The sequence below is a fragment of the Rhodoferax mekongensis genome (assembly GCF_032191775.1).
GTDB classification, from domain to species: Bacteria; Pseudomonadota; Gammaproteobacteria; order Burkholderiales; family Burkholderiaceae_C; genus Allorhodoferax; species Allorhodoferax mekongensis.
Genome location: NZ_CP132507.1, coordinates 2,852,057 through 2,878,251, shown reverse-complemented (window position 1 = coordinate 2,878,251; position 26,195 = coordinate 2,852,057). Strand labels below are relative to the sequence as shown.

21 protein-coding genes and 1 pseudogene are annotated in these 26,195 nt (G+C 46.5%); 11 read left to right on the top strand and 11 right to left on the bottom strand.

Going from position 1 to position 26,195, the window contains the following annotated elements:
* The first annotated feature begins 1 nt into the window (after position 1).
* Positions 2 to 829, top strand: coding sequence for an IS21-like element helper ATPase IstB (istB, locus tag RAN89_RS13735; RefSeq protein ID WP_313866836.1), 828 nt, complete (start codon positions 2 to 4; stop codon positions 827 to 829).
* Positions 830 to 1,006: 177 nt separating this feature from the next.
* Here istB and RAN89_RS13730 read toward each other — a convergent pair whose 3' ends face one another.
* The 5 genes and pseudogenes from RAN89_RS13730 to RAN89_RS13710 form a co-directional block, all read right to left on the bottom strand.
* A complete protein-coding gene (locus RAN89_RS13730; protein ID WP_313866835.1) occupies positions 1,007 to 1,522 on the bottom strand; it encodes a GNAT family N-acetyltransferase in 516 nt (171 codons plus the stop codon).
* A gap of 239 nt (positions 1,523 to 1,761) precedes the next feature.
* Positions 1,762 to 2,217: a GNAT family N-acetyltransferase gene (locus RAN89_RS13725; RefSeq protein ID WP_313866834.1), complete on the bottom strand. Its 456-nt coding sequence runs from the start codon at positions 2,215 to 2,217 to the stop codon at positions 1,762 to 1,764.
* Between the two features lie 101 nt (positions 2,218 to 2,318).
* Entirely contained in the window at positions 2,319 to 2,594 is a 276-nt protein-coding gene (locus RAN89_RS13720) for a tautomerase family protein (RefSeq protein ID WP_313866833.1), read from the bottom strand.
* A 100-nt stretch (positions 2,595 to 2,694) separates the two neighbouring features.
* Positions 2,695 to 2,988: pseudogene (locus RAN89_RS13715) on the bottom strand (GNAT family N-acetyltransferase); the annotation flags it as partial.
* Positions 2,989 to 3,574: 586 nt separating this feature from the next.
* Positions 3,575 to 3,829, bottom strand: a complete 255-nt coding sequence (locus RAN89_RS13710; RefSeq protein WP_313866832.1) for a hypothetical protein — start codon at positions 3,827 to 3,829, stop codon at positions 3,575 to 3,577.
* A gap of 397 nt (positions 3,830 to 4,226) precedes the next feature.
* Between RAN89_RS13710 and RAN89_RS13705 the strand changes: the two genes are divergently transcribed.
* From RAN89_RS13705 to RAN89_RS13695, 3 genes are read left to right on the top strand one after another with little or no spacing between them, the layout of a single operon-like run.
* The gene (locus tag RAN89_RS13705) at positions 4,227 to 4,739 is read left to right on the top strand and encodes a putative pterin-binding protein (RefSeq protein ID WP_313866831.1); all 513 of its coding nucleotides are present in this window, start codon (positions 4,227 to 4,229) and stop codon (positions 4,737 to 4,739) included.
* A gap of 21 nt (positions 4,740 to 4,760) precedes the next feature.
* Positions 4,761 to 6,482: a sensor histidine kinase gene (locus RAN89_RS13700; protein ID WP_313866830.1), complete on the top strand. Its 1,722-nt coding sequence runs from the start codon at positions 4,761 to 4,763 to the stop codon at positions 6,480 to 6,482.
* Entirely contained in the window at positions 6,479 to 7,717 is a 1,239-nt protein-coding gene (locus tag RAN89_RS13695; protein ID WP_313866829.1) for a sensor histidine kinase, read from the top strand. The genes RAN89_RS13700 and RAN89_RS13695 overlap by 4 nt, the downstream gene beginning before the upstream one ends.
* 455 nt (positions 7,718 to 8,172) lie before the next feature.
* Here RAN89_RS13695 and RAN89_RS13690 read toward each other — a convergent pair whose 3' ends face one another.
* The 4 genes from RAN89_RS13690 to RAN89_RS13675 all read right to left on the bottom strand — a co-directional run bounded on the left by RAN89_RS13690 (position 8,173) and on the right by RAN89_RS13675 (position 12,128).
* On the bottom strand, positions 8,173 to 8,916 hold the full coding sequence (locus tag RAN89_RS13690; protein WP_313866828.1) for a substrate-binding periplasmic protein: 744 nt from the start codon (positions 8,914 to 8,916) through the stop codon (positions 8,173 to 8,175).
* A 112-nt stretch (positions 8,917 to 9,028) separates the two neighbouring features.
* On the bottom strand, positions 9,029 to 9,952 hold the full coding sequence (locus tag RAN89_RS13685) for a DUF2867 domain-containing protein (protein ID WP_313866827.1): 924 nt from the start codon (positions 9,950 to 9,952) through the stop codon (positions 9,029 to 9,031).
* Positions 9,953 to 10,406: 454 nt separating this feature from the next.
* The gene (locus RAN89_RS13680) at positions 10,407 to 11,270 is read right to left on the bottom strand and encodes a hypothetical protein (protein ID WP_313866826.1); all 864 of its coding nucleotides are present in this window, start codon (positions 11,268 to 11,270) and stop codon (positions 10,407 to 10,409) included.
* A 69-nt stretch (positions 11,271 to 11,339) separates the two neighbouring features.
* Complete coding sequence (locus RAN89_RS13675) at positions 11,340 to 12,128, bottom strand: HAD domain-containing protein (protein WP_313866825.1); 789 nt, start codon at positions 12,126 to 12,128, stop codon at positions 11,340 to 11,342.
* A gap of 1,660 nt (positions 12,129 to 13,788) precedes the next feature.
* Here RAN89_RS13675 and RAN89_RS13670 point away from each other — a divergent pair.
* Positions 13,789 to 15,468 carry a methyl-accepting chemotaxis protein gene (locus RAN89_RS13670; RefSeq protein ID WP_313866824.1) on the top strand — a complete coding sequence of 560 codons (1,680 nt, stop codon included), beginning with the start codon at positions 13,789 to 13,791 and terminating at the stop codon, positions 15,466 to 15,468.
* Positions 15,469 to 16,277: 809 nt separating this feature from the next.
* Here the strand turns inward: RAN89_RS13670 and RAN89_RS13665 are convergent.
* Complete coding sequence (locus tag RAN89_RS13665) at positions 16,278 to 18,452, bottom strand: methyl-accepting chemotaxis protein (RefSeq protein WP_313866823.1); 2,175 nt, start codon at positions 18,450 to 18,452, stop codon at positions 16,278 to 16,280.
* A 260-nt stretch (positions 18,453 to 18,712) separates the two neighbouring features.
* Between RAN89_RS13665 and RAN89_RS13660 the strand changes: the two genes are divergently transcribed.
* The 3 genes from RAN89_RS13660 to RAN89_RS13650 all read left to right on the top strand — a co-directional run bounded on the left by RAN89_RS13660 (position 18,713) and on the right by RAN89_RS13650 (position 20,570).
* A complete protein-coding gene (locus RAN89_RS13660; protein ID WP_313866822.1) occupies positions 18,713 to 19,447 on the top strand; it encodes a PEP-CTERM sorting domain-containing protein in 735 nt (244 codons plus the stop codon).
* Positions 19,448 to 19,588: 141 nt separating this feature from the next.
* On the top strand, positions 19,589 to 20,062 hold the full coding sequence (locus RAN89_RS13655) for an AraC family transcriptional regulator (protein ID WP_313866821.1): 474 nt from the start codon (positions 19,589 to 19,591) through the stop codon (positions 20,060 to 20,062).
* 109 nt (positions 20,063 to 20,171) lie between these two features.
* Entirely contained in the window at positions 20,172 to 20,570 is a 399-nt protein-coding gene (locus RAN89_RS13650; protein WP_313866820.1) for a hypothetical protein, read from the top strand.
* Between the two features lie 3 nt (positions 20,571 to 20,573).
* On the opposite strand, the gene RAN89_RS13645 is transcribed toward RAN89_RS13650, so the two are convergent.
* Positions 20,574 to 20,939 carry a hypothetical protein gene (locus RAN89_RS13645; RefSeq protein ID WP_313866819.1) on the bottom strand — a complete coding sequence of 122 codons (366 nt, stop codon included), beginning with the start codon at positions 20,937 to 20,939 and terminating at the stop codon, positions 20,574 to 20,576.
* A gap of 556 nt (positions 20,940 to 21,495) precedes the next feature.
* Between RAN89_RS13645 and RAN89_RS13640 the strand changes: the two genes are divergently transcribed.
* Genes RAN89_RS13640 through RAN89_RS13630 form a run of 3 tightly spaced genes read left to right on the top strand, consistent with a single transcriptional unit; the run spans position 21,496 to position 26,179 of the window.
* Positions 21,496 to 23,937, top strand: coding sequence for a S1C family serine protease (locus tag RAN89_RS13640; RefSeq protein ID WP_313869401.1), 2,442 nt, complete (start codon positions 21,496 to 21,498; stop codon positions 23,935 to 23,937).
* A complete protein-coding gene (gene traT / locus RAN89_RS13635) occupies positions 23,934 to 24,665 on the top strand; it encodes a complement resistance protein TraT (protein WP_313866818.1) in 732 nt (243 codons plus the stop codon). Before RAN89_RS13640 ends, traT begins: the two co-directional genes overlap by 4 nt.
* Before the next feature lie 41 nt (positions 24,666 to 24,706).
* Complete coding sequence (locus RAN89_RS13630; RefSeq protein WP_313866817.1) at positions 24,707 to 26,179, top strand: hypothetical protein; 1,473 nt, start codon at positions 24,707 to 24,709, stop codon at positions 26,177 to 26,179.
* Positions 26,180 to 26,195: the final 16 nt, after the last annotated feature.

The following is a 26,195-nucleotide window of genomic DNA, read 5'->3' as shown; positions in this document are numbered from 1 at the left end:
TATGAGCCTGCAAATGGAAAGACTACGTGAACTGTGTGATCAACTGCGCCTGCTCAACTTACCCGATCAGCTTGCCAACCTTGGACAAATGGCGGCCAAGAAAGAGCTGGGATACCTGGAGTTCCTAGAACAGGCCTTGCGTGGCGAGGCTCTGGCCAGGGTGGAGAGAACACGCGCCATGTTCACGCGCATAGCGGGCTTCCCGGCCATCAAGACGCTCGATGAGTTTGACTTCCAGTTTGCCAGCGGTGTGCCCAAACCTCTGGTGCAGGAGCTTGGCAGTCTGGCCTTCGTGGAGCGCAGCGAGAACGTAGTCTTGTTGGGTGCTAGTGGGGTAGGCAAAACCCACCTTGCCATCGCCTTGGGCTACAGGGCAACCCAGGCTGGAATCAAGACGCGTTTCATCACGGCGGCAGATCTGCTGATGACACTGAGCACGGCACTACGGCAGAACACCCTGGAAGAGGCGATCAAACGCATCGTGCGACCCTACCGGCTGTTGATCATTGACGAAGTCGGGTATCTACCCATGAATCGGGAGCAGGCCAATCTTCTGTTCCAAGTCATTGCCAAACGCTATGAAGTGGGAAGTCTCATCCTGACCTCCAATCTGCCGTTTGGGCAATGGGAACAGACGTTTGCAGACGATGCAAACCTGACAGCGGGGCTACTTGACCGGCTACTGCACCACGCCCATGTAGTCCCGATCTCAGGAGACTCCTATCGCCTGAAAGATAAGCGGCGTGCCGGTGTGATTGCCGCGAGCAGCAATGCCCTACTCAAACGAAAACGCAGTCACCTCGATACACAGGAGGAGCAAGCAGCCTAAGGGCGCCAAGCACTCAGTGGCTCGCCACTGACTGCTTGAAAGACAAGCAAAGACAAAACAGACAATCACCCCAAATAACGGTGTATCAAATCCACGCCGCGTTTGCGTTCGACAGCTGTATCAAATCGAGACTGCGTTTGACAGTAGAAATACTGAAACACTAGCGTTTTGATAATTTTATAGAGTTTCAGGAATGGTATTGCTGAGTCCTTTTTGCATGAACACGCTTAACGGGTGAGCCAGGTAGTTACCGAATGCACCGCAAATTTGAAAGTCATGCTTTGTGTAGAAAGCCAGCGCTTCGGCTTGATATGGGCCAGTTTCAAGTTGTATTAGGCAGCAACCGCGCTTCATTGATTCGCATTCAAGTTTAGCCAGCAGACGTGAAGCAACACCACGCACGCGATTGGCAGGGCGTACAAACATTCGCTTGAGTTCGCCTGCCTCGTTGCAGCCAAGAACGACCGCACCACAACCAATTGCCGTTCCGTCTTTGTCTCTAGCAACCACAAACAGGACGTTCTCTTGTTCTAAGGTTGTTAGGTCCAGTGCGTATCGCGCTTCGGCTGGATATAGCGTGTCTTGGTAAGCGTCTAGTTCCGCAATGAGCGCAATTACTTCCGGCTGATTTGGTTTTTCTAGCTGTACGCAGATATCGGTGGTCGTTAACTTTGGCATATTAAAAGATCGCATCAAACGGCGGGGAGTCACTGTGAGACAGGCTTCACTGAGATCTCCGGTTCATGATTTCCACCATGCTGCCAGTCAGTTTTCGTTTAGACCAAAAGAAGACCAAGCTCAACCTTCAACCTTCAACCGTTCAAACTATCACCAACACAAAGATATGCCCCGATGTTCAAGGTGGTGAGGTACTCCGTTTTTGTTCAATCAAGTGATTGACAAATCGTTATCGCTTTGGGTTTCACTTAGTTTCATGATCGAATTGATTTCGCAAAACAGACCGCCGCCGAATTTCCAATGTACTTCCCAAAGTTGGAGATGCGTTTGTATCCGTGCTTCTCGTAGAACGCTACCGCCCGCTCATTAATAAGCCGAGTCTCCAGCCAAAGTTGCTCGTAGCCTAGTGATGCTGCCTCCCGTTCAAGGTGTGATAGAACTGCTAGGCCAACGCCCTTTGTTCCGGGCTTCGCATACATGCGCTTAACTTCAGCGACACCTGGTTGAAGTGGCCGAAAAGCGCCACAGCCTACAGCATGGCCTTCCACCGTTCTCGCAATCACAAAACGCGCTATGGGGCCACGGACGTCGTCGGGATCAAAGGAGGACTTGCCAGAGTCACCAGTGATAGAGGCAAGGGTTTCAGATAGTGCATCGATTAAATCTGTTGCATCAGGCGTGGTTGGGTCTTCTGGTGTGATAAGGAGCATGTGCTGCGGTTGAAAACAGTGTTTGTGACGTCGAGCGTTAACTTTAAGATGATGTTAGCATAGGCTAATCCGAGGCCAAGCGACCAATCCATCCGTGATTTTCATACCAAGGCAATCATTACGCCATCTGCTCGAAACCCTGCTTGGATAGTATGCTGCGCGTTTTGTCGAAATAGAGCAAGCTTCTGATCTTCGGTGCGACGCAGCAAAATAACTACTTCAATCACGAATACATCTTTTGAACGATTAACGCCACTGAAAAAAGGGGCGAGAATAATTTCGTCGGAATCGAAGAGCGGTATCAGTTGAAAGAGGGAATTTGGCGGAACATTGCAGGCCTCTACGAGCCCACTGTGAACTGCTGCTGAGGCTTTCACTTGGTCTCTAGGGAGTTGTCTAGGGGCTTAATTTTTCGTAAGTGGCATAGTGTTCTCGATTGTTTACGGGTTGAATAAGGGGTTCGGCTTCAGTTGTGAATCACTCTTGCCGCAGCAGAGCATATTGATAAATGTCGTGGAATTGCCCATCCCAAAAGCCGGCTTGACGAAGAAGGCCCTCGCGCTTGTAGCCAAGGCGGTCGACCGAGCGGATGGACGCGGCGTTGCTTGGGTGTACCTGGGCCTCAATATGATTGAGCTGCATGCTCTCTAAGCCCCAAGCTAGGCAAGAACGCAGAGCCTCCTGCATGTAGCCGTTCCCATGCATAGTTGGGTTCAATTCATAGCCGATGGTGCACTTGTGCCACCCTCGGTACCAAGCAAAGAGGCCGCATGTTCCAGCAAGGAGTTATTTTGATGTGCTTTGGACTAAAACGAAGTGGGCAAAGTAGATCCAATTACTTTTTTTGAAGTTTGTGTGATGACGGTCTATTCATGGCTACTGTTCGACTTGGAAATGCAAGTATTGCCGCTATTTTTTTATCAGGTGGAATGCGTACTTTTGAAGCGTACCGGATTTTTTTCTGAATTCAGTAATCTGTAAATGAGAGACCGTTGCGGTCATATCATCCTTAGATAGGATAATCCAAATGAATGAAGTCTCGAGCAATTTCAGCAATGCTTTTGTAAATCTTAAGCTTTCCAGTTAATAGCTTACTGTCTTGTGAGTAGTTTAATGGCATTAATTACGAACGCTTGCACTATTTTAAAGTAAGTAATTAGAGAAGGTAACTCGCGAGTTGCCATAGTGCGATAGGTGTCTACGACCATTTCCTCCAATCTACACAAACCGTGCATAGAGGTCATGTCAAATTTTTTCTGTAATCAGGGGCTGATACATATGCTTTGCCAACTCTGGGCGCTTTATTAAGATTTCGGGTGGCAAATTTGCATTCGGTACCTTTATTGCTCTAGAGCGCTCAATTGATGCACCAACTTTCAGTTGAACTAAATTGCTGTATGTATGCGAATGTATTCGCATTGACCTGACGGGTTTGTTTGGACCGATCGCAGTTTGATTGTCTTGTCTCGTTTGGCATTCGTTCTTCAAGTCCGCGATGAGCTGAGCCGTTGTCCGGTCGTTCAAGCTCTAATGTGTGCGAATTTCCTTGGAATGATGTCTCCACTTCAGAGTGATAGCCTTTGCCTTCCAGGCGTTTGTCGCTCCACTTCATGGCCAGACTTTCATCCCTGAACTTGACGTTGAATATCCCTTTAGTTCCGTTCTTTCGAAGCTTGACTGGTTGGCTTAGTACTGATTCCAGTTCTTCATCCTTGGTCTATCACGGCAGTGCTAGGCAGTCAAACCTGGGGCCGTTGTCGCCACTTACATAGCGCGGTGCGCATGAGTCGGTGAAAATTTTTCCCAACTAACTTACAGTGTAAGTAAAATCGTCTACATTGTTTGAAATTGACCTAAGTTCGGTGCTTCATCTTGTCCTCTTTCTCTCGTTTTTCGGCTGATCTGGACCAAGTACGAGGTCCGACGTTCTCTCGATAAATTTGTTTGCTTATTGATCAATAGATCAGCATGGTGAGTTCAATCGCCTTTGTGAAATTCATGGAGCTACTATGAAAACAGTTTTCTCGACAACGTGTCTTGCTTTGGCTTCGATGCTTATTCTCTCTGTACCACTTAATGCAATAGCGTTGGAGTCAGTTACAGGCAAAGTCATCTTAACAATATCCGGTAAGGTCGAAGCGAAGAACAGTGACAAAGGGGCAGAGTTTGATTTGGCTATGTTGGAAAGGTTACCTCAACAGACCTTTACGACAATGACTCCCTGGAGTAAGCAACCAATTAAATTCACAGGGCCACTTTTACGTGACGTTCTCGCCGCGGCAAGAGCCAGCGGTACTGTTTTGAACGCTTCTGCTTTAAATGACTTTCAGACGAGTATCCCAATGGGAGATGCCCGCAAGTTCGATGTCATCATCGCGCACCACATGAACGGCGAGATCATCTCGGTCAAGACTAAGGGACCTCTTTTCATCGTCTACCCTTATGACAGTAAGGTGGAATTGCGCTCTGTAATTTATTACGAGCGTTCGGTCTGGCAGCTAAAGTCCCTTATCGTTAAATAGTGCCATGCCATCTGACGCTTGATGCAACGTATTTCAAATGGTTTCAGGTTCCGGCTTTGGCTTTCGCTGGGTGCTGGAGTTGTCGCCGTGGCCTTGGTCGCTTTGCTCGCGTTCGAATGGGCGCAGATGCGGTCTATTGAGCAGCGAAGGGGTCTTTATTTTGACTCCGTCACTCAATTGATGTTTCAATTTGAACGGGAATTTAACAAGCTACATACTGAGCTAGTTCGAGGCTCGGCAGTGGGGGCCAACTATGACATTGAAACCTTGCGCTTGCGCTACGACATATTCTTGAGTCGTCTGACCCTGATACATGAGAGCCCTAACCTCGACATGCTTAAAGGGCTTAAAGAATTCACGGCGACAATGCCAAGCATCGAACAGTTGACGAGTCATATAGATGAGGCACTTACTAAATCACCACCAAATAACGATGATTTAGATAATTTATTGGACCAGTTTGAGAGACTGTCTGCCGATGTTCGCAATTTAAGTCAGGTTGCAGATTATCAAGTTGCCAAAATGGTTGAGGAACAGGACAACACCCTAATCGATCAAGCAAAGTTGATAGTGGGAATGACACTGATTCAAATTATCGCTGTGCTGGCTGCTGTAGTCGCACTGGTTCTGCGTCAGCGCCAAGAGCTTGCTGATCGCTTGCAGACTGAACATGATTTGGCTCGGCGTGTCGAAGAGCGTACGGCTGAACTGTCCCAAAGTTACTTGGCTCTAGAGTCCACTTTGGTGGACTTGCGCGCTGCGCAGGCACAGCTCATTCAAACTGAAAAAATGGCATCTCTCGGACAACTTGTCGCAAGTGTCGCGCACGAGATAAATACCCCGATTGGGGTGGTCAAATCTAGTGGCAAAAACATAGCAGTTGCGCTGGAGCACTCACTGAAATGGTTACCGCACGTGCTCGATCTTCTGCAGCTGTCTGACAGAGCTCTATTTATGACGCTAATAAGCCATTCCAAAACAGGCGCTGCGATGCAAAGTACACGTGAAGAGCGGGCACTGAGGCGCTACGTGTCCAAGCAGCTAGACGAAGCCGGTATTGGACAGTCTCGGCATAAAGCTGCAATTATGGTTGAACTGCAAGCTCACGAGTCCGTGCAGCACTTCCTACCTCTATTGCAGCACCCGCAGAGTGAGCTCATTTTTGATACTGCGAGCCATTTGGCTTCTATCCTGAGCAATACCGCTAACATAAACTTGGCAGTGGAACGTGTAGCGAAGATTATCTATGCCCTTAAGTCCATCTCACGTCGCAGCAATAGCGGTGAATTTATAGAAGCTAACGTTATAGATGGCATTGAAACGGTCTTGACGATCTACCAGAGCCATATTCGGCAAGGGATTGATTTGATCCGCAAATATGAAGAAGTTCCTGCATTACCGTGCCTACCAGATGAGTTGAACCAGGTCTGGACCAATTTGTTGCACAACGCACTGCAAGCTATGAATAATCGCGGTACGCTAACCATTGAGATCAAAGCCAGCGGAGATAACGTACTCGTATCTATATCCGACACTGGGTGCGGAATCCCTGAGGCTATTCGTGGCCGAGTTTACGAAGCTTTCTTTACGACTAAGCCGGCAGGAGAGGGTAGTGGACTTGGTCTAGATATTGTCAAGAAAATTATTGAAAAGCACTCTGGACAGATTGAGTTCAACAGTGTGGTGGGCAGAGGGACAGTGTTTAGCGTTTATCTGCCGCGCAGCCAAAAGGCCATCACATGAGTCAGGGAGTCATTTTGTGTGTCGATGACGACGCTACCGTAGTTCGTTCACTTCGTTCGTTGTTGGGGGGCAGCGTCGGAGACTTTGATATTGAAATTGCAGAGAGTGGGGCTGAGGCACTAGAAATTGCACTTGAGCTAGAGGAGCGTAGGCAAGAGCTTGTTGTGGTCATTGCTGACTTCATTATGCCGATGATGCGTGGTGATGAACTATTGATTAGATTGCACCAAATCCACCCAAATGCGTTGAGTATTATGCTCACGGGCCAGAGTGACTTAGAGGGCGTCAAAAAGGCCATCAACGAAGCTAATTTGTACCGCTTTCTGGAAAAGCCATTCGATAGCGATGACCTCTTGTTAACAATCAAGTCTGCATGTAATGCCTACCAAAGTGAACGAGCGGTAGGTTTGCATAACGCGCAGCTTAACGTTCTCAACGTAGAGCTAGAGGAGATGGTGTCCAAGTTGAAAATACAACAAGAGGACCTGACGCGTAGCGAAGCCAAAGCTACTATTAGCACTCTCGTAGCCAGTGTGTCGCATGAGCTAGTAACCCCGTTCGGCAATGGCGTGTTGACCGCCGATGTGTTGGTGGAACTAACTCGGAAATTCAATCAGGAAATGGAAAATGGCCAACTGACCCGTTCCGGGTTGCGCCGATATGTTGACTCTGTTGCTGAAGCAGCCACATTAATACAACGGAACCTAAGGCGGGCGGGCGATCTTTTAGCCAATTTTCAACAGATGGCCACCGATCAAGCCAGCGAATGCAGACGAACTTTTGATCTGGCTACTGTAGTGGGCGAAATTGTAGACACGATGAAACATAGGCTACGGGGAAAGCCGCATAGTTTAGTGCAGAACATAGAACCAGACATTGTCATGGATAGCTTTCCCGGAGCCATTGGCCAGATTGTTATCAACTTGATCAACAATGCCTACTTACATGCTTTTGAGGGCCGTGCAAATGGAGTTTTCAGTATTGATGCCCACTTGCAAGGAGACTCGGTACATTTGACGTTCACCGACAACGGAGTCGGCATCGCGTCGGATCACATGGCGCAGTTAATGAAACCCTTCTTTAGTACTAAGGTTGGAAGAGGTGGAAATGGGCTTGGAATGTCCATAGTTGCCAATTTAGTAGAGAAGGTACTGGACGGTACAATTACGGTGAAATCTACGGTAGGAGTTGGGACTACGTTCTACATCGTCCTGCCATTAGCAGCACCTCATTGAGCTCTGACATTCCATCAAAGACTACAAGCTCTTACTTTCCTTGGTATGGTATTGCGATAAGTGACTCAAAAGCTAAAATTAATATTCAGTGTGGATGGCTTTCGATAGCAAGCTTTTAAGTAGGTAAAGCCTTAAAATTCACACAGACATTTGACTATCTACTCACGGATGATTTGGCGTAGAAGCTCACTGCAATGGGATAACCTTCGAAGTTCCATTGCAAAAGCAAACCCAGGAGGATCGTGTAGAGCCTGCGAATTTCCAAAGAAGTGAGTGTGACCATACACACGCAAAGCCACCAGTGGGTACGTTAGATTATTCAAAATGCAAAGAATAACACGAACCTTATAATCGTGCAATATTCAGACGGTTTAATGCGATGCGACTAGTTAATTCGGTCGCATTTCCTATTTGCTATTGAGTATCAATAATGAGCGCCGCAAGAGTGCTCTGAGTTACTTGATGCCGTACCAACTATTCAAAATTCTTTTTATGGTTCCATCGGCTTGCATGGAAGCAAAATAAAGATCTATCTGCTTGTAATCATCAATATTAAGAGACTTCTTCGAGTAGGCTGTGGAAAACTCATTCCGTTTCAGCATTAAGCTTTCTCCAAATTTGTAGTCGAGACCTTCTTGCTGAATAAGATATCGTAGAGTAAGCAGTGAACCTGCAACCGCATCTGCTCTCTGATACTCTACCTTTCGAACTCCTGTAAGGTTATCTTTATCGAGCTGCTTTTTCAAACTAGTATCATTATCAAATTCTGGACAGATGCTTAATCCTTGCGTGACACTGATGTTGAGAGATGATAAGTCCTCATACTTTCGAAGTCGGACTCCTTTTTTGGCAATGACTCCAAATTCCAGAGGCATGAATGCTGTGCCTTTAAAAGCGTAGTTTGAACGTCGATCGGACCAGGCCATCAATGCAATATCGCAACTGCCTCGTTCCAACTCCAACTCCAGCCGTGCATATGGAAGTAGTCTTGACTTAAACTCGAGCCCAGTTCGCTTCTTAAATTCAATAAGAATATCTGCCATAACACCCACTATTCGGGAGTTCTGAGGGTCGCCGGCCATAAAAGCCCAGGGCTTGAGCTCAATCATGCAAACGTTGAGATCGGCAGCTAATGCCACTTCGATTGACAATAGTCCGCAGATGGTAGCAAATGCTTTCTTCTTTGAAAATATATTCATCAATAGAGCTCAAAAAATTGAATTTTGCAAATTACAGAAAACCAAGCATTGGACGGAATCTGGTACACAGAAAGCATGTAGTGGGAGGCAATTATTTTTGACCTGATTTATGCTAGTAAGAGAAATTATTCGCATTTGCGACGCCCCGCTTTAGTAGCGTGGGCACGATAATTCTGTGCACTGGAACTACGAACAACATGTAGATACGTCCTAAAGTGTTGTGCACACGAACTACTGTGGTGACGGTAATGACATCTTGAAGCTCTCGAGTCTCTTTGATGGTCGACAGCGCAACGGTCAAGTGCTTGTCGGAATCCCCTAATATCACTTCTTTGTCTGACAGGTGGCACAAGGTAAAAATACCAATCCGCGCGCCTTCAGGCATCTGGTTTGAAGCAATGACTTCCCCCACGCTCTCCAAACGACCCAAGTCTTTGAGGCCAAGGACTGTTTTGCCTACAAAATTTCTAATGTCCATTAGGACATTGATCCATAAAGGTGTCTGCGAAACGACGTCAAGGTAAATCTGCAAGGCGGTCTTGTGGGACCTTGGCATTTCAATCTGGTGAATATCGCAAAAGTAGGCACCTGCCATCTGCAGTGCTGTGTGTGGGGCACGCCTCTCGCCTAGGCCATTTGTACTTAGGTCTGTTACTCTGGTTGTGTATGGCGTCATCAGCTCGATGCGCAAGAATGCCAGCGCAATCATCAACTCGACGATGGCCGCAGACAGTATCCCTAAGCCGGCGTTGCCAAGAGCAAACTCGAGTAAGCCTAGCAAGGCCAGCGTAATGCAGGCGACAATCATCCCGACGCTGAGCGAAGTTCTGGCCTGAGACGGCTCAGCGTCTTGAGCCAGCAGCAGCATCACACCCAAGCCTAAAAATAGCGCTGCACCGCGTCGTCCCACAAACTCTGCGGATGCGGAATAGTCAACTCCCCATAGGGTCAAGATGATCGCGGAGCCAAAGGCCCAAATACCCGTCAGACAAAAGCAGATTGCTGCAGTTACTAGTGCGGTGGTCTTAAAGGACATGGGGATCACTGTTCTTCATGAATATCCGACCCGATAACATTGCTGAGCTTGCGTTCGGCGCCTACATTCGCGTGGGCATAGGCCATCTGGTCACTAGGGTTGACGTCAACTTCGCAATGCTAACCTAGTACGCACTTTAAAACTTACGGCGTAAGTTTGTCAATGCTTTTGCACTGAAATTGACTTTAAATGCCACTCCAAACCGGTGAAATTGATTTAAGTGTGAAATTTTGCGACGAGGTGTGATGGCCGGACACTTAACTTAGTCTCGGCTGATGGATTGCGTGCGTCAGCAGTTCTAAGGAAAGAGCTGCAAATTGCTTTGATTGCAATTTAATTTAAGTTCAGGATCCTGTAAGACCAAGAATCTTAAGTGAAGGGCCGATCCCTCTCGATCGGCCCTGAATAGGCTAGTTGAAGTCTAATTCAAGTTTGACTTTATCAGTCCAGTTACCTAATTTGCGAAATTTAAGGATGCTAAACTTTTGACTATGACTAGTTTTCCAGCTTCATAGGAATCTATCAGACACAGCTCAAGTAACTGATTGCATTTCTTCTCCGCTTCAGGGCCCAATGCATCGGTCACAGAGAATTGCCAGCGAATCTGAGCAAGGTAGCTATATAGATTTTCAAGAGATACGATGTCATCGTCCGCAACTAGCTCATAGACTGTGCTAGCAACATAGAGAAGGGGAACGAACTCCTGATGACTCTGAAAGTATGAGAATCCAGCCGCTTTCGGTCCTAAATGTATTCGCTGTATTTGAACAGTAAACAACTCGATTGCCTTTGATGTGAAGGCTCGTGTAATTGCTAAATGAACCTTAAGAGATAGCAATTTGCCTGTCTCCATATTTGCACAAGTTTCTGCGACGAGTTCGTCTAAACCATACAAAATATATGTCCTGAAGTCATTACAACCAATAAATGGCTGGCAGCCTTTCGTTGCAAACTCTTGGCATTTCGCTAAGATTTCAGGTAGCCACTTTAGCTTCAACGCTCCAGGTCCCTGGCTGAGTTCGATGAATTCAATGACCTTCGATTGAAAAAAAGCGCTGTGTGCATCCAATGTTCTCGCGTCACAAACGCGTTGTTCGGACCTTATTTTCGATATCTTGGTTAGTAACTGAAGAAGGGAACACGCTGCTGTGTCCTCCCATTGGATATTTTCACCACTTATGTCGGCATCCATATAGATGCCGGCTAAACCACTGGAGGCGTTCCTCAATGCGTTCTGTGTGAACAACGCTAGGTACAACTCTTTGATGATTTCCGACGCTTGCTCGGACTTTGAAAAGTCTCTGGTTCCTGATGTCATATGGCCTCTTTTTGTGTTGGAGACCTGTATAGCCAGCAGTTTTATATTTTATTGAGAAGATGGGTTTGGTTATCTGACACTGCGACCCAATCGGTTTTTCTTAGAAAGCTGATCAACACACCATAAGATTTCCTCTGGTTGCAGATCTCCACGCTTAATAATCTCTACAGCTCTCAAAAGGTGGTTGTTTGGTTCAGATTCGTCCTTCTCTTTGTCTTTGGCAGCAACGAATTTTCTAAGCAAATCCACTACTACTAAACTATCGCGGTAATGACGCAACTGGCTTCTGGCGACAGAAGTTTGGTTCACGTCCGAATTTTGGGAGGGAGTCGCAGCGGGCGACTGTTCCACTTTACAAAGGAGCTCCAATCGTTCTCGAATGAGTCGCTTGGCTTTAGGTTCGCTTATGCCTAACTCGTAGTGAGTAAAAATCACTTTTCGGGCAAAAGTCGTTGACCAACCTTCTATGCTGTCGCAAATTGCAAACCAATCTTTTGGTTTTCGTTTCTTGATATCTTGCTCGGCTAGTTGCCCAATAGTCTTGCCACAAATTTTCTTTGAGTTGGTTCCTCTATGGAGGATTGTGCCTATAACTCTATGCCGCAAATTTGGACTGAGTGCCTTTATAGTATCCGCCTTTTTGAAGAAAAGTAGCCACTTTGTACACAATATGATTTTTACTTGAGGGTAAGGAAGAAGAAGCTCTTCTAACAGATCAATGTATTGAAATAGTTCGTAGCCCTCAGGTTCTCTGAAGGTGGTTCCATCATAAAAACCGTATAAGCAGTACCTGTTGTGCAGGCACCCATCATAGTCAAGATATAGAAGGATTTCATTTAAGCCAGGCATCGGTTTCATGGCAAAACCTCTATATTCATCACGGTAATGGCTATATATAGCTCGATGGCGATTCCATTTTCAACGGTATGCTGGTTCGGTAGGTTCCAGTGACATCAAAAATTTCTTACATCTAGTGAAAAGGGTATTCGCATTGCTTGCAAGGTTTTTCACAGCCAATGGAGTCGACTGTCACGCGCCTAGCATTACTGAGTTGCATTAACGTGCATAGGTAGATGTAGCGGTCAGTAATGCACCCCCCTTGATGGAGATATTGGAGTGTATTCAGATGTGCTATTTCATAGACTACCGAAGAGTTCAGGGTAGTTGGGCCGTTGTTGATAGCAAAGAAGTTGTTCATAAATTGCTTTCATAGGCTTCAGGTGCAAGTGCTGCCGAGTGGCCAGATGACCTACAAAAAGCTGTGCTACACCCGTTAAGAAATAGAGGCGGTGGAGGAGGGTGTGTTCAGATCCATACTCCCTTACATAGAGCATTGACAGTCAACTGCTGTAGGGCTGTCGCTAAAAGGTGCAGGTATCTGATGTAGTAGATATCCACTTTAAGCATAGTCTGCACCGAGGAAGCACACTTCATATTCAAAACACATTTTTGCCTTCCGAGCTAATTATTAAAAACCAACGTTTCAAGTTCGCACATAAGGGAATGTAAGTCAAAACCCAGTATGTGCAAAATTGGTTTTCTAAATATGACTAACTCAAAGGGAATTCCAGATGTTATTTGGAATCGCCTAATGAATATTGCTTGTCTAAAGAGCAGGTTGCGCTACTAAAGTTGAAGAGTTACATAGATAAAAAGCCGATTTCTGCTTTTGATCGGTTGTAATTGATGTGCTTTTGTGACCTTTGTTCGATCGCTTGCGTAGAGAAGCGAGTGTCTGAGCGTTTCTCTGTTCTTTAAATTGAATTTTGCTCGAATTCTTTAGCAAAGATAAAGGTTTGCCTGCAGATGCGATCATATAGACTATGTAATATAAACATCCGGATTTTTATAAGTTGAAGATGACCTTTTTGAGTCTGTCAAACGATGACTAATCGCCTTGGTAGGCAAGAGCATTGAGGTTAGCTCTACATTTCCATCTGTTCACTTTCCCCCATTTTTGACTTGCTCTGATGTAGCGGTTTTTGATAGGCCGATTGTTGGAGGATTCGAAAATAGGTCAACCTATCGAGAATGACCAAAGTATTCCTGAGAGATGTTCTTTAGGAATCGGAGTATTTGTCGCCGTTACTACAGTTGTCTCAGTTGCAGTGCTTTACCCGAGGACACGGTGGAGTGTCATAACTTGGGATCGAATGATGCGTCGGTCCAACTTTATCAGTTGGCAAGTTCGGAAAAATCGCTCATAAAACCACTTTTAAAAATGAAGTTTTGTTGAGGAATTTACAGCTAGATGCCCTTTAGAGTGTTTTTGGAAGTCGGCAGCTATCTCCAGCCAGAAAAAAAGTTTTAGCTTTATTGCACAACTTAAATTGACATGATTATCAATTGGGAGAAGTAAGTGAAATTCAAGCATCAAATACTAGCCTTGGGGCTGATAGGCGTTTTGTCAACCGGGATTGTTGGTGGAATTGGTGTATTCCAAACCACCCAACTTTCACTGGAAATTAGCAAATCTGAAGCCTTATCCAGCGCGCTTCATAGCAGCCAGGAGGCCGACATGATGCATGACGCTATCCGCGGTGATGTTTTATTGATGATTCTCGGCGCTATCAACCAGAACGCTAAACAGATGACCGATGCCAGTAGAGACTTGGAGGAGCACGCCAAAACCTTCAATGAAGCTTTCGTGCATCTGGAAGATCAAACCCTGCCATCAGAAGTTAAATTAATGGTGGAAAGCAGCAAACCTATGGTCCAAGCCTATATTGCTGCAGGCAAGAAGACGCAAGAAATTGCGGCCATAGATCCGAACGCTGCAGGTACTGCTATTGATGGGTTTCAGGTGGCATTTATTCAGCTTGAAGAGCAAATGGCAAAGCAAGCCGACGGGATTGTGAAAAGCGTGGAGGCAGCGCGGACCGAATCACACGACAAGGTCTTGCGTTCTAGGATTCAAGTCATCGTCGCTTGGATGGTTTCTACCTTTTTGCTTGTAGTTGGGGGCTTTTTCTTGGCGCGGGTGCTTTCGCAACCTATCGCACATGCGGCATCGATTGCCAACGCTTTATCCGTAGGAAATTTGAGCGTCGAAATTCATCCCACGGGCAGTGATGAAACCTTGCAACTGCTGAAGTCCATGGAAAATATGAAGTGCAGTTTCGCCAGAACGGTGCGCGCCGTGAAAAGCAGCGCCGATGCAGTCGCCACCGCCAGCGCCGAAATCGCCCAAGGCAACAACGACCTCTCCGCCCGCACCGAACAACAAGCCAGCGCTCTGGAAGAAACCGCAGCGTCCATGGAAGAACTCGGCTCCACCGTCAAACAAAACGCCGACTCCGCCCGTCAGGCCAATCAGCTGGCCATGAATGCCTCTACCGTGGCTATTCAAGGTGGAGAAGTCGTCGGCCAAGTCGTGGAGACCATGAAAGGCATCAATGAATCCAGCCGCAGAATTGCAGACATCATCAGCGTCATTGACGGAATTGCCTTCCAGACCAACATACTGGCCCTGAATGCTGCGGTAGAAGCGGCTAGAGCTGGAGAACAAGGCCGGGGCTTTGCAGTCGTAGCCTCTGAAGTCCGGTCTCTCGCAGGACGTTCTGCAGAAGCCGCCAAAGAAATCAAAACCCTGATCAACGCCAGCGTAGAGCGGGTAGAGCAGGGAAGCAGTCTGGTAGACAAAGCCGGTGAAACCATGACCGAAGTGGTCAGCAGCATCCGGCGGGTGACAGACATCATGGGAGAAATCAGTGCCGCCAGCTCAGAACAGAGTGCAGGTGTCTCCCAAGTGGGAGAAGCAGTCACCCAGATGGACCAGGCTACCCAGCAGAACGCCGCCCTGGTGGAAGAGATGGCAGCTGCTGCCAGCAGCCTGAAGAGTCAGGCCAATGATCTGGTTCAAGTAGTGGCAGTGTTCAGGTTGGACGACGAAAGCAAGGGCGTCATTTCTGGTCTTCGCAGCCAAAAGCAGGCTGCCGGCGGCGGCAGCCCCTTGGCTACTCCATTGCTTAAAGCGACATTGCGCTCCAATCCACCCCAGGAGCTCAACTTTGCTGGTCCCGAGCGCAGAGTTTCTGTCGGGTCAAGCGCATCCAAAGTTGCACCTAAACGAACCGCCAAAGCTGAAGCTTCACCAGCCAAACCCCAACAAGTACCTACCGTCCAAGCCCTATCTCCACCCAAGAACAGCAGCCGCGTGACTTCTGCGGGTGGAGATGATGACTGGGAGACCTTTTAAGCTCATTGGCAACCTCACAGAAGTGCTGACATCGGCATCACATTCACTTCGTGGGTAGGTCGTTTTTGTCTTAATTTCGAAATTATTAATTAGAAAAATTTCGAAGTGATGAGTGGGTCATTTAAATAGCTACTCATCATTTCGCTTTCCTATACGGACGTATCTCAATCACTGGTGTACCTAACGTCCAGTAATTGGCGTAGCTAACACACATGCAACATTTTTTTACTTTATGGGTAACGGAATTGCTATGAAATATAGAATCAAAGTACCCCACAAGTCGGGCGATAGATGCTCCAAGCGCACATCAATTAGAGATTTGTAATTTTTCCTTTTATCATAGAGATCAAATTACGACGAGGTTTCCAAGAAATTAATTTCTACTGAGGTTTAATGTAGCTATCGAGGTTTAGCCTTTTTTGCTGTCTTCTGGATAAATTCTATCTGCAAGTAAAAAAGTATCTAGCCTATTAGTTGCAATGCACATCGGCACTTCAGCCCTTAGGTTTCAAGGTTGTTACACATTGGAAAAGTGATCTTCAGTAAATCATAGACACTAAGAACGCTTAGTCTGCTCAGTCACTATTGCTTTTAATTTCATATTAATCCTCTATGGATTGATCTTGGCACGGACCTTTTCGTCCCGAAGGGTGAAGGACTAAACGTAGTGATCTTTAGCCCGTAGAGTGACACTTTTGACGCCTAGATGATATCTATTTATAAATCACCTTTGTATCGATATTCCAATCTAGGGCTAACGTAACCTCGCGGTCTATAGTCTCTGGCTCACTACGGTGCAATACGTTGTATCAAAAGTTTTCCCACTCATCCTTGTTAGCTTCAATGAACTTCGACTTACTCCTGTCCTTGTCTAGTTGATTTGGTGTGATTCTTTGATCTCTTTTAGTTGTGATTTTCTGTTTTAAAGGCACATTACTGATTTTTAGTACGTTGCTATCGAGTCTAGGTTGTTCAGCAATTTGTACCGCGATTTCCTTTGTCTCGATTGGTTGCGTGATTACTAATCCAAAGCCATCTACTGCATTCACTAGCTCGCTAGCTTGTTGTTTTAGCGAGTTGGCTGCCGCGGCCATCTCTTCTACTAAAGCAGCATTCTGTTGAGTGGTCTGATCCATTGATGCGATTGCATCATTGATTTGTGAAACTCCTAAACTTTGTTCTTCACTTGCAGAACTTATCTCACCGACGAAGTCTGCAACTCTCCCGATGCTCCTCACGACTTCATTCATTGTGTGTCCTGCTTGAGCTACTTGAGTCGTGCCATGTTCAACTCGCTCAACACTCAGACCAATCAGCTGCTTGATCTCTTTTGCTGCATTTGCACTGCGCCCCGCAAGTGACCTAACCTCGGTTGCTACAACCGCGAATCCTCTTCCTTGCTCTCCAGCACGTGCAGCCTCAACTGCAGCATTCAAGGCCAAGATGTTTGTCTGAAACGCTATGCTGTCAATTACCGCAGTAATGTCGGCAATTTTGTGACTGGAGTCCTGGATCTCCTGCATCGTCTTTACTACCTCTCCGACGACTTGCCCACAATTCCGAGCTACGGTGGAGGCCTCTAGAGCCAAGCTATTGGCGGTCTTCGCGCTAAGTGCATTTTGTTTAACTGCTTCGTTAAGTTGCTTCATACTTGCTGAAGTTTCTTCTAGCGCAGTGGCTTGACTTTCCGTCCTTGATGAAAGGTCGTTATTGCCTTGCGCAATCTGAGAGCTCGTGCTGGCAACAATGTCAGCATTACCTCTGACCTCCAAGAGTACATCATTGATCTTTCCAATGAAGACGTTGAAGTTTGTGGCGATGATTCCGAGTTCATCATTAGATTTAATAGTAATTTTTGTGCGCAGATCCGCGTTTCCACTTGCCAAACCTTGCATTGCGACATTCAGGCTTTTCAGTGGTCGAAAAAGTCTGGATAGTAGTATTAGTAGGATTGAGATTGTTACGAAGGCGCATATCACAGATGCGGATAGTATGTAACGCATAAGGTCAGTGGAAGCGGAAATTGCCGTACTGCGTTTGAAACTAATTTTTATTGACCATGGCGGGATGTCTTTATGTATTAAGACTGGCTGCAGTATATGAATTATATTATTGCTGTCTTCATACTGAAATTGCGCCCCTTTTTTTATGGCAAGTAATCCCTCGTCAGGTAAGTCCGACGCCGGCTTTCCTGTATGGCTTGCTTCAGAATTGGTTGCATAGACTCCTTTATTCGAAATCAGAGCTAAATTACTGTCGGGGATCACCTTGATTCCCTCAAGTATATTTTTCAGTTGCTCAACTGAAAAATCAGCACTTGCAGTTCCGAGAAACTGTCCATTTACAATTATCGGAGCAACTATCGATGCCATCATTACTTCTTGGCCATTGATCGGATAGTTATACGGTTCGGTAAAGTGAAGTAACTTTGTCTTTCTGGGAGTTTCGTACCATTCATTTGCCTCTGGATTGCTACCAAAAACAATTGGCTCAACGTGATGCTCAGATGTTTTTGTTTTTGTCCAATATGGCATGTGTCTACCACTAGCATCATAAATTGGACTTTTGTTCGCAAACTCCGAATCCTTTCCATCCAATGCATTGGGTTCCCAAGTGACTGCAGCACCGATGAAATCTGTAGAATTACTTAGTGTCTCTTTAACTATCTCGTCAATTTGGGGCCGTTGCAGTGGCTGTTCTAATCTTTTTGTGCTGATCATTACCGCAGCCAATTCGCTAATGGCCGCCACATTTGAAGATAAACGTATATTCAGTGCATTTGCAGCTTCCCTAGCTGCTGTCTTTGCCTGATTTATTGATGAGTTTTCGGCAGTCTCGCTTGATTTAATTCCTGTTACTATTCCAGTGAATGTAAAACTTACTAGGATTAGTGCTGTCGCAATTAGACTTATCTTTATATGTAATGAAATTCGATGACTGTCTGATGTTAGTTGCTTTTTTTGATTTTTTTTGGCGTTTGTCATTTTCGATTTCATTGCGATACCTAACTAATTTAAATTGAATACAAAGTTGTTCGGTTGTTTGGCCGTTGTCTAACTTTCGCCTCGACTTCTTTGGTCGTTATTGGTATGTATTCTTTGTGAAATTTCTCCTCTAGCGTTGCTTCTTGTTTCTAAAGTTAGAGACATTTAGCAATTCTTTGGATTTGCTAGTTCAGGCACTCTAATTGCTATCTTGACCTAGTTCCATAAAATGACTTACACTGTAAGTTTTGAGGCTATGTATGTTAAAAAAATTCTCTAAAGCTGTAAAAGTTCTTCTTGTTGGTGCTGCCATGATCCCTGTGGCCTCCCTGGCAAACGCTTCCATTCCAACTCATCAATATAGATTGGATGGCTCTTTCAGTGATGACATGGGAGGTGCAGATCTTCTTGGCAATGGCGGAGCATTTGTTGGAACGAACTACTTGTTTGCCAGGAATCAAGGCGTCACACTTCTGGCTGACTTAGGGTCCGAATACACGGTGGACCTGAAATATTCTTTTGCATCACATGGAGTGTGGCAAAAAATTATTGACTTTAAGGGCCTGAAATCAGATTACGGCCTGTATACCCACTTGAGTGATTACAGCTTTTTCCCTGCAGCTGAGTCCTTTGGTGCTTCTGCCGAAAATGGCATCATGTCTAGACTCACCGCCACCCGTACAACTGATGGAATTTTTAGTCTCTATCAAGACGGTAACTTAAAGGGTAGCTTTCGGGATAACGCAAGATCTGCTGTGCAATTTGGAAACCCTTTGAGTTTCTTCATAGATGACCGAGCAACAGGCGGGGCTGAAGCCGGAGCCGGCTCTTTGGACTTTATTCGTACATACAGCACTGCATTATCTGCCGATGAAGTACGTGGTCTTTCGAGCACTGTGTTGACTCCCGTTCCTGAGCCCAGCTCACTCGCAATGTTGGTTTGTGGTCTTGCCTTGATTGGTGCGATAGGAAAACGAAGAAGCAAGTCGAAGTAAATTCAAGCGAAAAGGACAATTCTCAACAGAAGCATAAGGCTTATTCAAGAACGATGTGTTGTTTAGGTGATAGGCGCTATCTGCGCAAATCGCTAGACATCATGTTGTTCTTTTGGGGAAATTGACTATAGATCACTTGCTATGGATGTTAGAGTTGGTATTTTTCCAGAAAAGATAATCGCTGTCGTCGAGCACTTCGGCTCTCCTAGTTTGGAATACTTGACAGCAAAGCGACTGAATCAATGGAAGGACCGATACATGAGGGATAGTCCAAGTATGGGCAACTCCTTTGCGATCTACCACACCCGGCGATATGCCGTTGAGGCTCGACTACACCGTGTTGACTTCGGAGTTGAAGTCGACTTCCCCGTGCAACCCAACGTTTACGGAGTGGTGTCTAAGGTGCTCCCGTCATGTCGCTGTGCGATTCTTCGTGATGTCGGTGGGCGCTATCTATCCAATGCTATCGACTATCTACAAGATACTTGGCTTAAAACGTCAGGGGAGGAGTTGAGCGGATTGCCAGTGTTCTATCACTATTTAAACGTTGGCCCTGAACTCAAGGCTGCAGAAATGATTACCGACGTCTACCTGCCGCTGAAAGGGGTAACGTAGAAAAGACAATCTGGATAACGAATCATCCAAACCCTAAACTCATTGCAAAAAATCTCGAAGATATAAAATAGGCTACATACACATTACATCTTTACAAAGGTGTAATGTTATGATTTTTAAATTATTGAGTGTGGCTGTGATATCCACATTGTTGGGTGCGGCAGTTGGGATGAGCATAAGTGACTCAGCAACAATCGAAGGTTATCCTTATTCAGTCCAAATGGTAAGGTTAAACTTGGAAAGTAGTGAGTATTCAGAATTTTATTGTTCTAAGCTTGGAGCTATTCTTGGTGACAACCTGTCAACATATGACTTTGCCACAAAGAAGAGACTGAATTGTATTTTACGGGTCACCGGCAAATTTAATCCCAATGGCTCCTTCACTGCGTACCCTGAGCGTGTCACTTGGGCTGGACGGTTCTTTAACGGGGACGTGAGCATCACCATTCCCAAACATTTGATTCAAGCCACCACCTCATCAGCATTTGACGAAACTGGTTCCAGGTGAAATTTATTTGCCGAGCTTGCGTGTCCAATCAAATAGCTTTGGATCACATTCAACGCAAGAAATTGAAGAGGTGGACCACTGAAGGCTGAACTGCTTTGGTAACAGGTGATTTTGAGTTTTGGTTTGTTCAATCCAAATCATCGACAAGGCTATATCTTCTTGAAGCCTTACTTTCAGACCTGTGCTGTCGGTTGTATCTTTTCCATCAATATAAAGTTTCCAAGTTCCACGATAGTGGTTGAGGAGAATAGGATTTCCGCTCTTCGGGAAAAAGTTGTCTCCTGGTGGTAATCCATTACTGCAGCCATTCAAGAGTGCGGCCAACACATACAAGCAAGCCAGCTTAGCTGTTGATTTCTTAAAGGGCACTTTCGAGATTCCAGAAACGTAAAGTCATTTGCTACTAATTTCGGCTAGTTACTTCTGAGAATACTTTAAAGAAAGCCTGAAAACTTTAGATTTGCTAAATTTCAGCTTGGTTTTCAGAATATTCCCGAATATTCCTTAAGCTTTGTTTTGCATTTAAAGGTTTTTGACGCGTTGCGTTAAATCGTATTTTTAGTCTATTCGAAGAAGCTCAAGTCTTTTCACTGACTCGTTTAAAGAGGCTGTCTCGGGTCATCGTACTATCGAAATCGAATGAAGTAGTCAACGAGACTCGTCATTTCGTTAACGTCCATACGCTTAAATTTCGTTGCTAAAGATGAAGCCGATTGGTGTGTAGTAGACAGCGTATGTCTGACTGTTTGCAGCTAAACGGGAGTTTGAATCAAAATAGTCCTTGCTAATGAAAGTGGACTTTAAACTTCATTTTTGACACCGATCAACAGTGGGCATTTGGTCGGCGATTTTTGGTAGATTTTTAGTAAAATTGCTCTAAAATTGCTCTAAAATTGCTCTAAAATTGTAAAAAAAGGGAGTGAAAATGATTAATATAAATGCCTTTAATGGCGAAGGGATTGCTGCGACTGCACAGTCCAACAAGAAGGCCAGTACCGAAGTTTTTGGCCGAATCGCTTCGCACTTCGTGCTTGGACTAGTAATCACGTTCACTGGTGTGACTAGTGCCTCAGCTGCTGGACTAGAAGATGTCTTTAAGTCCATTGCCAGTGGGCTACCTTCCAATCCTTTTGATTTAGAAGGTAGCGCGTTTAACAAACTTGTCGATGCCGATGAGCTTGAAAAGGCGCAGGCATTCTTTTCTGAGAAGTATTCAGCTTACTTCGATAAACGCTTTAATACAGAAAAGAAAGAGGTAACCCCACAACTTCAGAAGCTCGGAAAATGGTTGATGGAGCGCGACTATCGAACCAAAGTAACCACTTCGTTGGCTCGCTTGGTGCTGATTAATGACCTTTCAAGCAACACAAATGAAAGCTGGAAAAGTGCAACTGATGCAATCGGGGAGGCACAAAAGACAGCCGTTGAGATCAATGCCAATGACCTTCTTCGGACTAGTCGGGTTGCTGATGAGGCAACTGATGTCATTACGCGAGAGCTTGCTCGTGTCTATGACACGGTTCGTAAAGATCGCCAGAAAGCACTTGCCTCTACATTTGATGAGGTAATGCGAACCGGTCAGCCTGTGGGTTCATATCCTCGGAGTCCCTTCACAAGCGCTGACTACAAGGTGTCTTCGGAGTTTCAGGCAAAAGTACTCGCTGCATTGAATTCGCTGAATTCTGAATCTCAAGCGGAGCTGGCGACTACTCTGAAAGACGTGACTGCTCCAGAAACTGGACGGAGGGTCACGAGAGCCGCTGAACTAAAAAAGCGACTTGCGCAACTTGGCAGCGGCCCATACCCGCTTGAAAAACTCTCTGAGCTACGAGGATTGGTAAAGGACTTTGGGACTGAGTCCGGCTTGGATACCGCAGTAAAAATTGGGTTTGTTGATCTAACGGCAACAAGCTTTAAAGAGCGGAACGTTTTTGATTTCGAATTGACTTTCGAGAAGGACTACGGGCTCCTCATTGCTGATGCGAATGAGTCATTTCTGGCAAAGGCCACTTCGTCAGGCTTTGACTACATATTCGTTACAGACCTGTCCGCTGCGAAAATTCTTCGAGAGTTCAAGAACAAGCGAGAAATGCCAAGCCGCCTTCAAACAGGCGTGCGCCAAGAGCAGAACCCAGAGTATGTGGGTGTGATTACCGAATATCAGCGTGCAATGTCCAAGATGCAGGCTGCAAAAATTGAGAGCGCGAATAACCGAAGTAAGCCTTGTTACGGAAATGCATTTTCTTGTGCGTTGTTAAGTGCAGCAAATGGTCTATCCGCTAGTGCCGCTGAAAGCGACTTCAACAAGAGTGCGGAAGTCTTAGCGCGCACTCCCCAAACTGTTACCAAACCCGTTTACTCGAAGTACAGCTATCAACTTGTTGACATAAGTGCTTCCAAGTTGGCCAGGGTGGACTATTACGTCATTGATGTAAATCGGAAAAAAGTCTATTCGAACTATTTTGAAGTCAAAGACAGTGAGAAATTTACCGTTTCGTACAACGTAGAGAACGAGGATCCTGATGCTCAGAGTATTCTTAGCAGAAATGGGCGTGAGGAGGATGTGACCGAATGGGAAAAGCGGCCAATCACCGTCAAGTTGTCCGCTCTCTTTGATCCAGCCAACATCAGCCAAGCTCCTTCGAAGCCGTTTACCTCGGTAGAGGCGTTTCTCAAGCCCCTCTCCAACCGTCAGTACGCTAGTGCAAGCCCAACCTATGTGAATAAGACTGCTACCAAGTCTGACGCGAGGACAGAGGCGAAGGCTGAGATCAAAGATAGCGCTACTAGAGGTGAGTCTGGAGCCATTGCTGATGAACGCTTTGACAGCATTCTTATTCTGAAGACTCCCAAGGCAATTGGTACTGGTTTCTATGTGACACCGGACTTGATACTGACCGCAGCTCACGTTGTAGATGGGTCCAGCCTTGTGCAGATGACTTACTACGACGGTACCAAGTCCTATGGAAAGGTTGTCGACTCTGATGTACGACTAGATCTTGCTCTCATCAAAGCACAGACAGTTGGCAAACCCTTGAAGATGCATGCGGGTCCTATTCGACTTGGCGAGACTGCAGAGGCAATTGGCCATCCTAAGGGGTATGAATTCACGATCACTCGTGGAGTAGTCAGTGCTATTCGTAAGCAGCCTGGTGCGATGCTCCGTGCCGGACCTCCAATAGAGTTCATTCAGACCGACACGCCAATCAGTCCCGGAAATTCGGGAGGACCGCTGTTTTTGAAAGACGCAGTCATTGGGGTGAATGATTGGGTGCGAGTTGATAAGGCTTCGCAAAATCTAAATTTCAGCGTGTCTTACAACGAGATTCGTGAGTATCTAAATCGATTTGAAGGGAAGAACAAATGATTCGCTGGATTCTGACATTGGCTCTCTTGGCGCTTTTAAACGGGTGTGCCTCTCAACCAGCTGTCGCACAGAAGTCTCTTCAGATTGGTAGTGCCACATCTCGCAATCTCTTCGTGGACTCATCCCAGTTCGCGAATCGGACCATCAAGCTGAGATTGCGAAACTCCTCAGGCGATCCAGAGTTTGATGTGGGACGTCTGCGTCAGTCTATTGAGTCGGGACTTCGTTCAGCAGGATATGAAGTCAGTGACCAAAGCTTCGGGATTGTCATGGACGTGAACGCATTCCAGTTCCGTACTGCAGCGGTCTCGAATGTGAGTAGCAGTAGTGGTATCGGTCTGTTACTGGGTGGCGTAGCAGGTTATGAAATTGCCAAGCGTTCCGGAGACGTCGGTACCGGTAGCGGCGCAATTCTTGGTGCTGTGGCAGGCGCTGCTATTGAGGAGATCATTCGCAATCACGGAACTCGAGCGACGTACTTAGCTTTATGCGACGTGAACATTGGTATCGTGCGAAAAGAGTCTACAAAAAATGACCGTTTCATAATCGGCGGGAACAAGATTGAACGTGCCAAAGATGAAGAACGGGAGAAAGACGCTTACACAGGGTTTGCGACGCGCGATACAGTAAGAGTCGCAGTCTACGCCGGTGATGATTCGGCTAGAGCTGAGCAAACGACGTCTGCAATTGTTGACAGATTGGGTCGAGTCATTGCTAATCTGCTCTAACGACTTGGCTTGAAGGTAAGTGAGGTTTGGAGTTCGCGTAAGTGAAAGGTCCTTCTACCGGTTTCATGAGCCTCAAGAACCTGGATGACTTCCACGTTTGGCCCATCAAACACCGCCATTGGTCCTTTGAAATCGTGGAAGACGAGGCCCACGAAGTCTGGATCAGCACCCGGGACTTGCGATCTTTCTACGCTCGACTACCCAAAGATGATGTTCTGAAGACCAGTTATCAGCGGACCTCGCTGTACGCCAAGGATGTCAAAACCTTCTATCTCTCTGAGCGAACCATGCGATTGGAGTTGGCTAAGAGCAAGGCCTACTCAGAACACACCGATGTCCTGAAGTTCTTGGATTGGTTTGATCGGAATGTCAGCCAGGTAGCCGCAAAAAAACGGAGTAACAAGAAGTTGGATCACTCCAATGCCCAACGGGATGAAGGCGCAAGACAACTCCATGTTGGTCCTATGCCTGCAGCATTGGCCCCCAGCCACTTGGATGCGTCGACCTTGCCCATGGAACTCGGGGAACGCTGGCGAATGGATCAAGACCCAAACATGCCCCAAAAGGTGTTCCGACCCGAGGCGATGCCGGTGAGGACTACTTGGGGAAGCTGGTCCAAGGAGAAGGCCGAGCTCTGTTGGCAGTATCTGACCTCCTTCTTTAGAGGTGAGAGAAACCTGTTCCTGACCTTTGGCTTTTGTTTACTCCTAGCTATCTTGCCTGGACGAATAGAGGCCATCTTGCTACCGTACTCCCTGGACTGGACCCGCGAATACGGTCGGGTCATCTGGTCGTTGGCAGTCATGATGCCCATAGCATTGATTGCGGCTATCGGAATTGCCATCGCGCTAACGCGCAGCGCCCGTGCGAGCTTTAAGAAGCCGGGCGGAGTTCTTTGGGGTGGAACCTTCTACCTGCTCAGCATTGGACTGGCTCCAGTTACTTTTACCAACTTCTGGGATCAGTCGGTCATGGAGAACTGGTGGGGGATGGTCACCGGCACTCTGAAGCCTGCAGAGGTCTATGCAGATCCCCATCTGGGTCGGGTAGTCGTACGCGGTGAGTTCACGCTGGGCAGTGCAGACGCCTTGCAGTTTGTGCTGGACCGCAATCCCAAGCTCACCCTGGTTGAGATCGAAAGTCCGGGCGGAATTGTGATCGAGGGTCTACGCATGGCCCAAATGATCGTGGACCGGAGGATGGACACTGTCTCTATGGAAGGTTGCTACAGCGCATGCACTTTGTTGTTGGCCGGGGGCGTAGATCGCTACTTGGGTCCCGATGTGGAAGTCGGTTTCCACCGCTCAGGCACCCGCTATGGACCTGTTTCTAGAGGGTGGACTGCAACGGACTACAAAATGGCTGAGTTCTGGCAGAGCAGGGGAGTCTCAACGGTGTTCATCCACAAAGCGTTGAAGCCTTCCATCCGGGAAATTTGGACACCTATCCACGGCGAAATGTATGGGGCGGGTTATGCGACCTTGCGTTGGTCGGAACGCAAGTCAGGTTATTAGCGTCGATTTTTGGAGC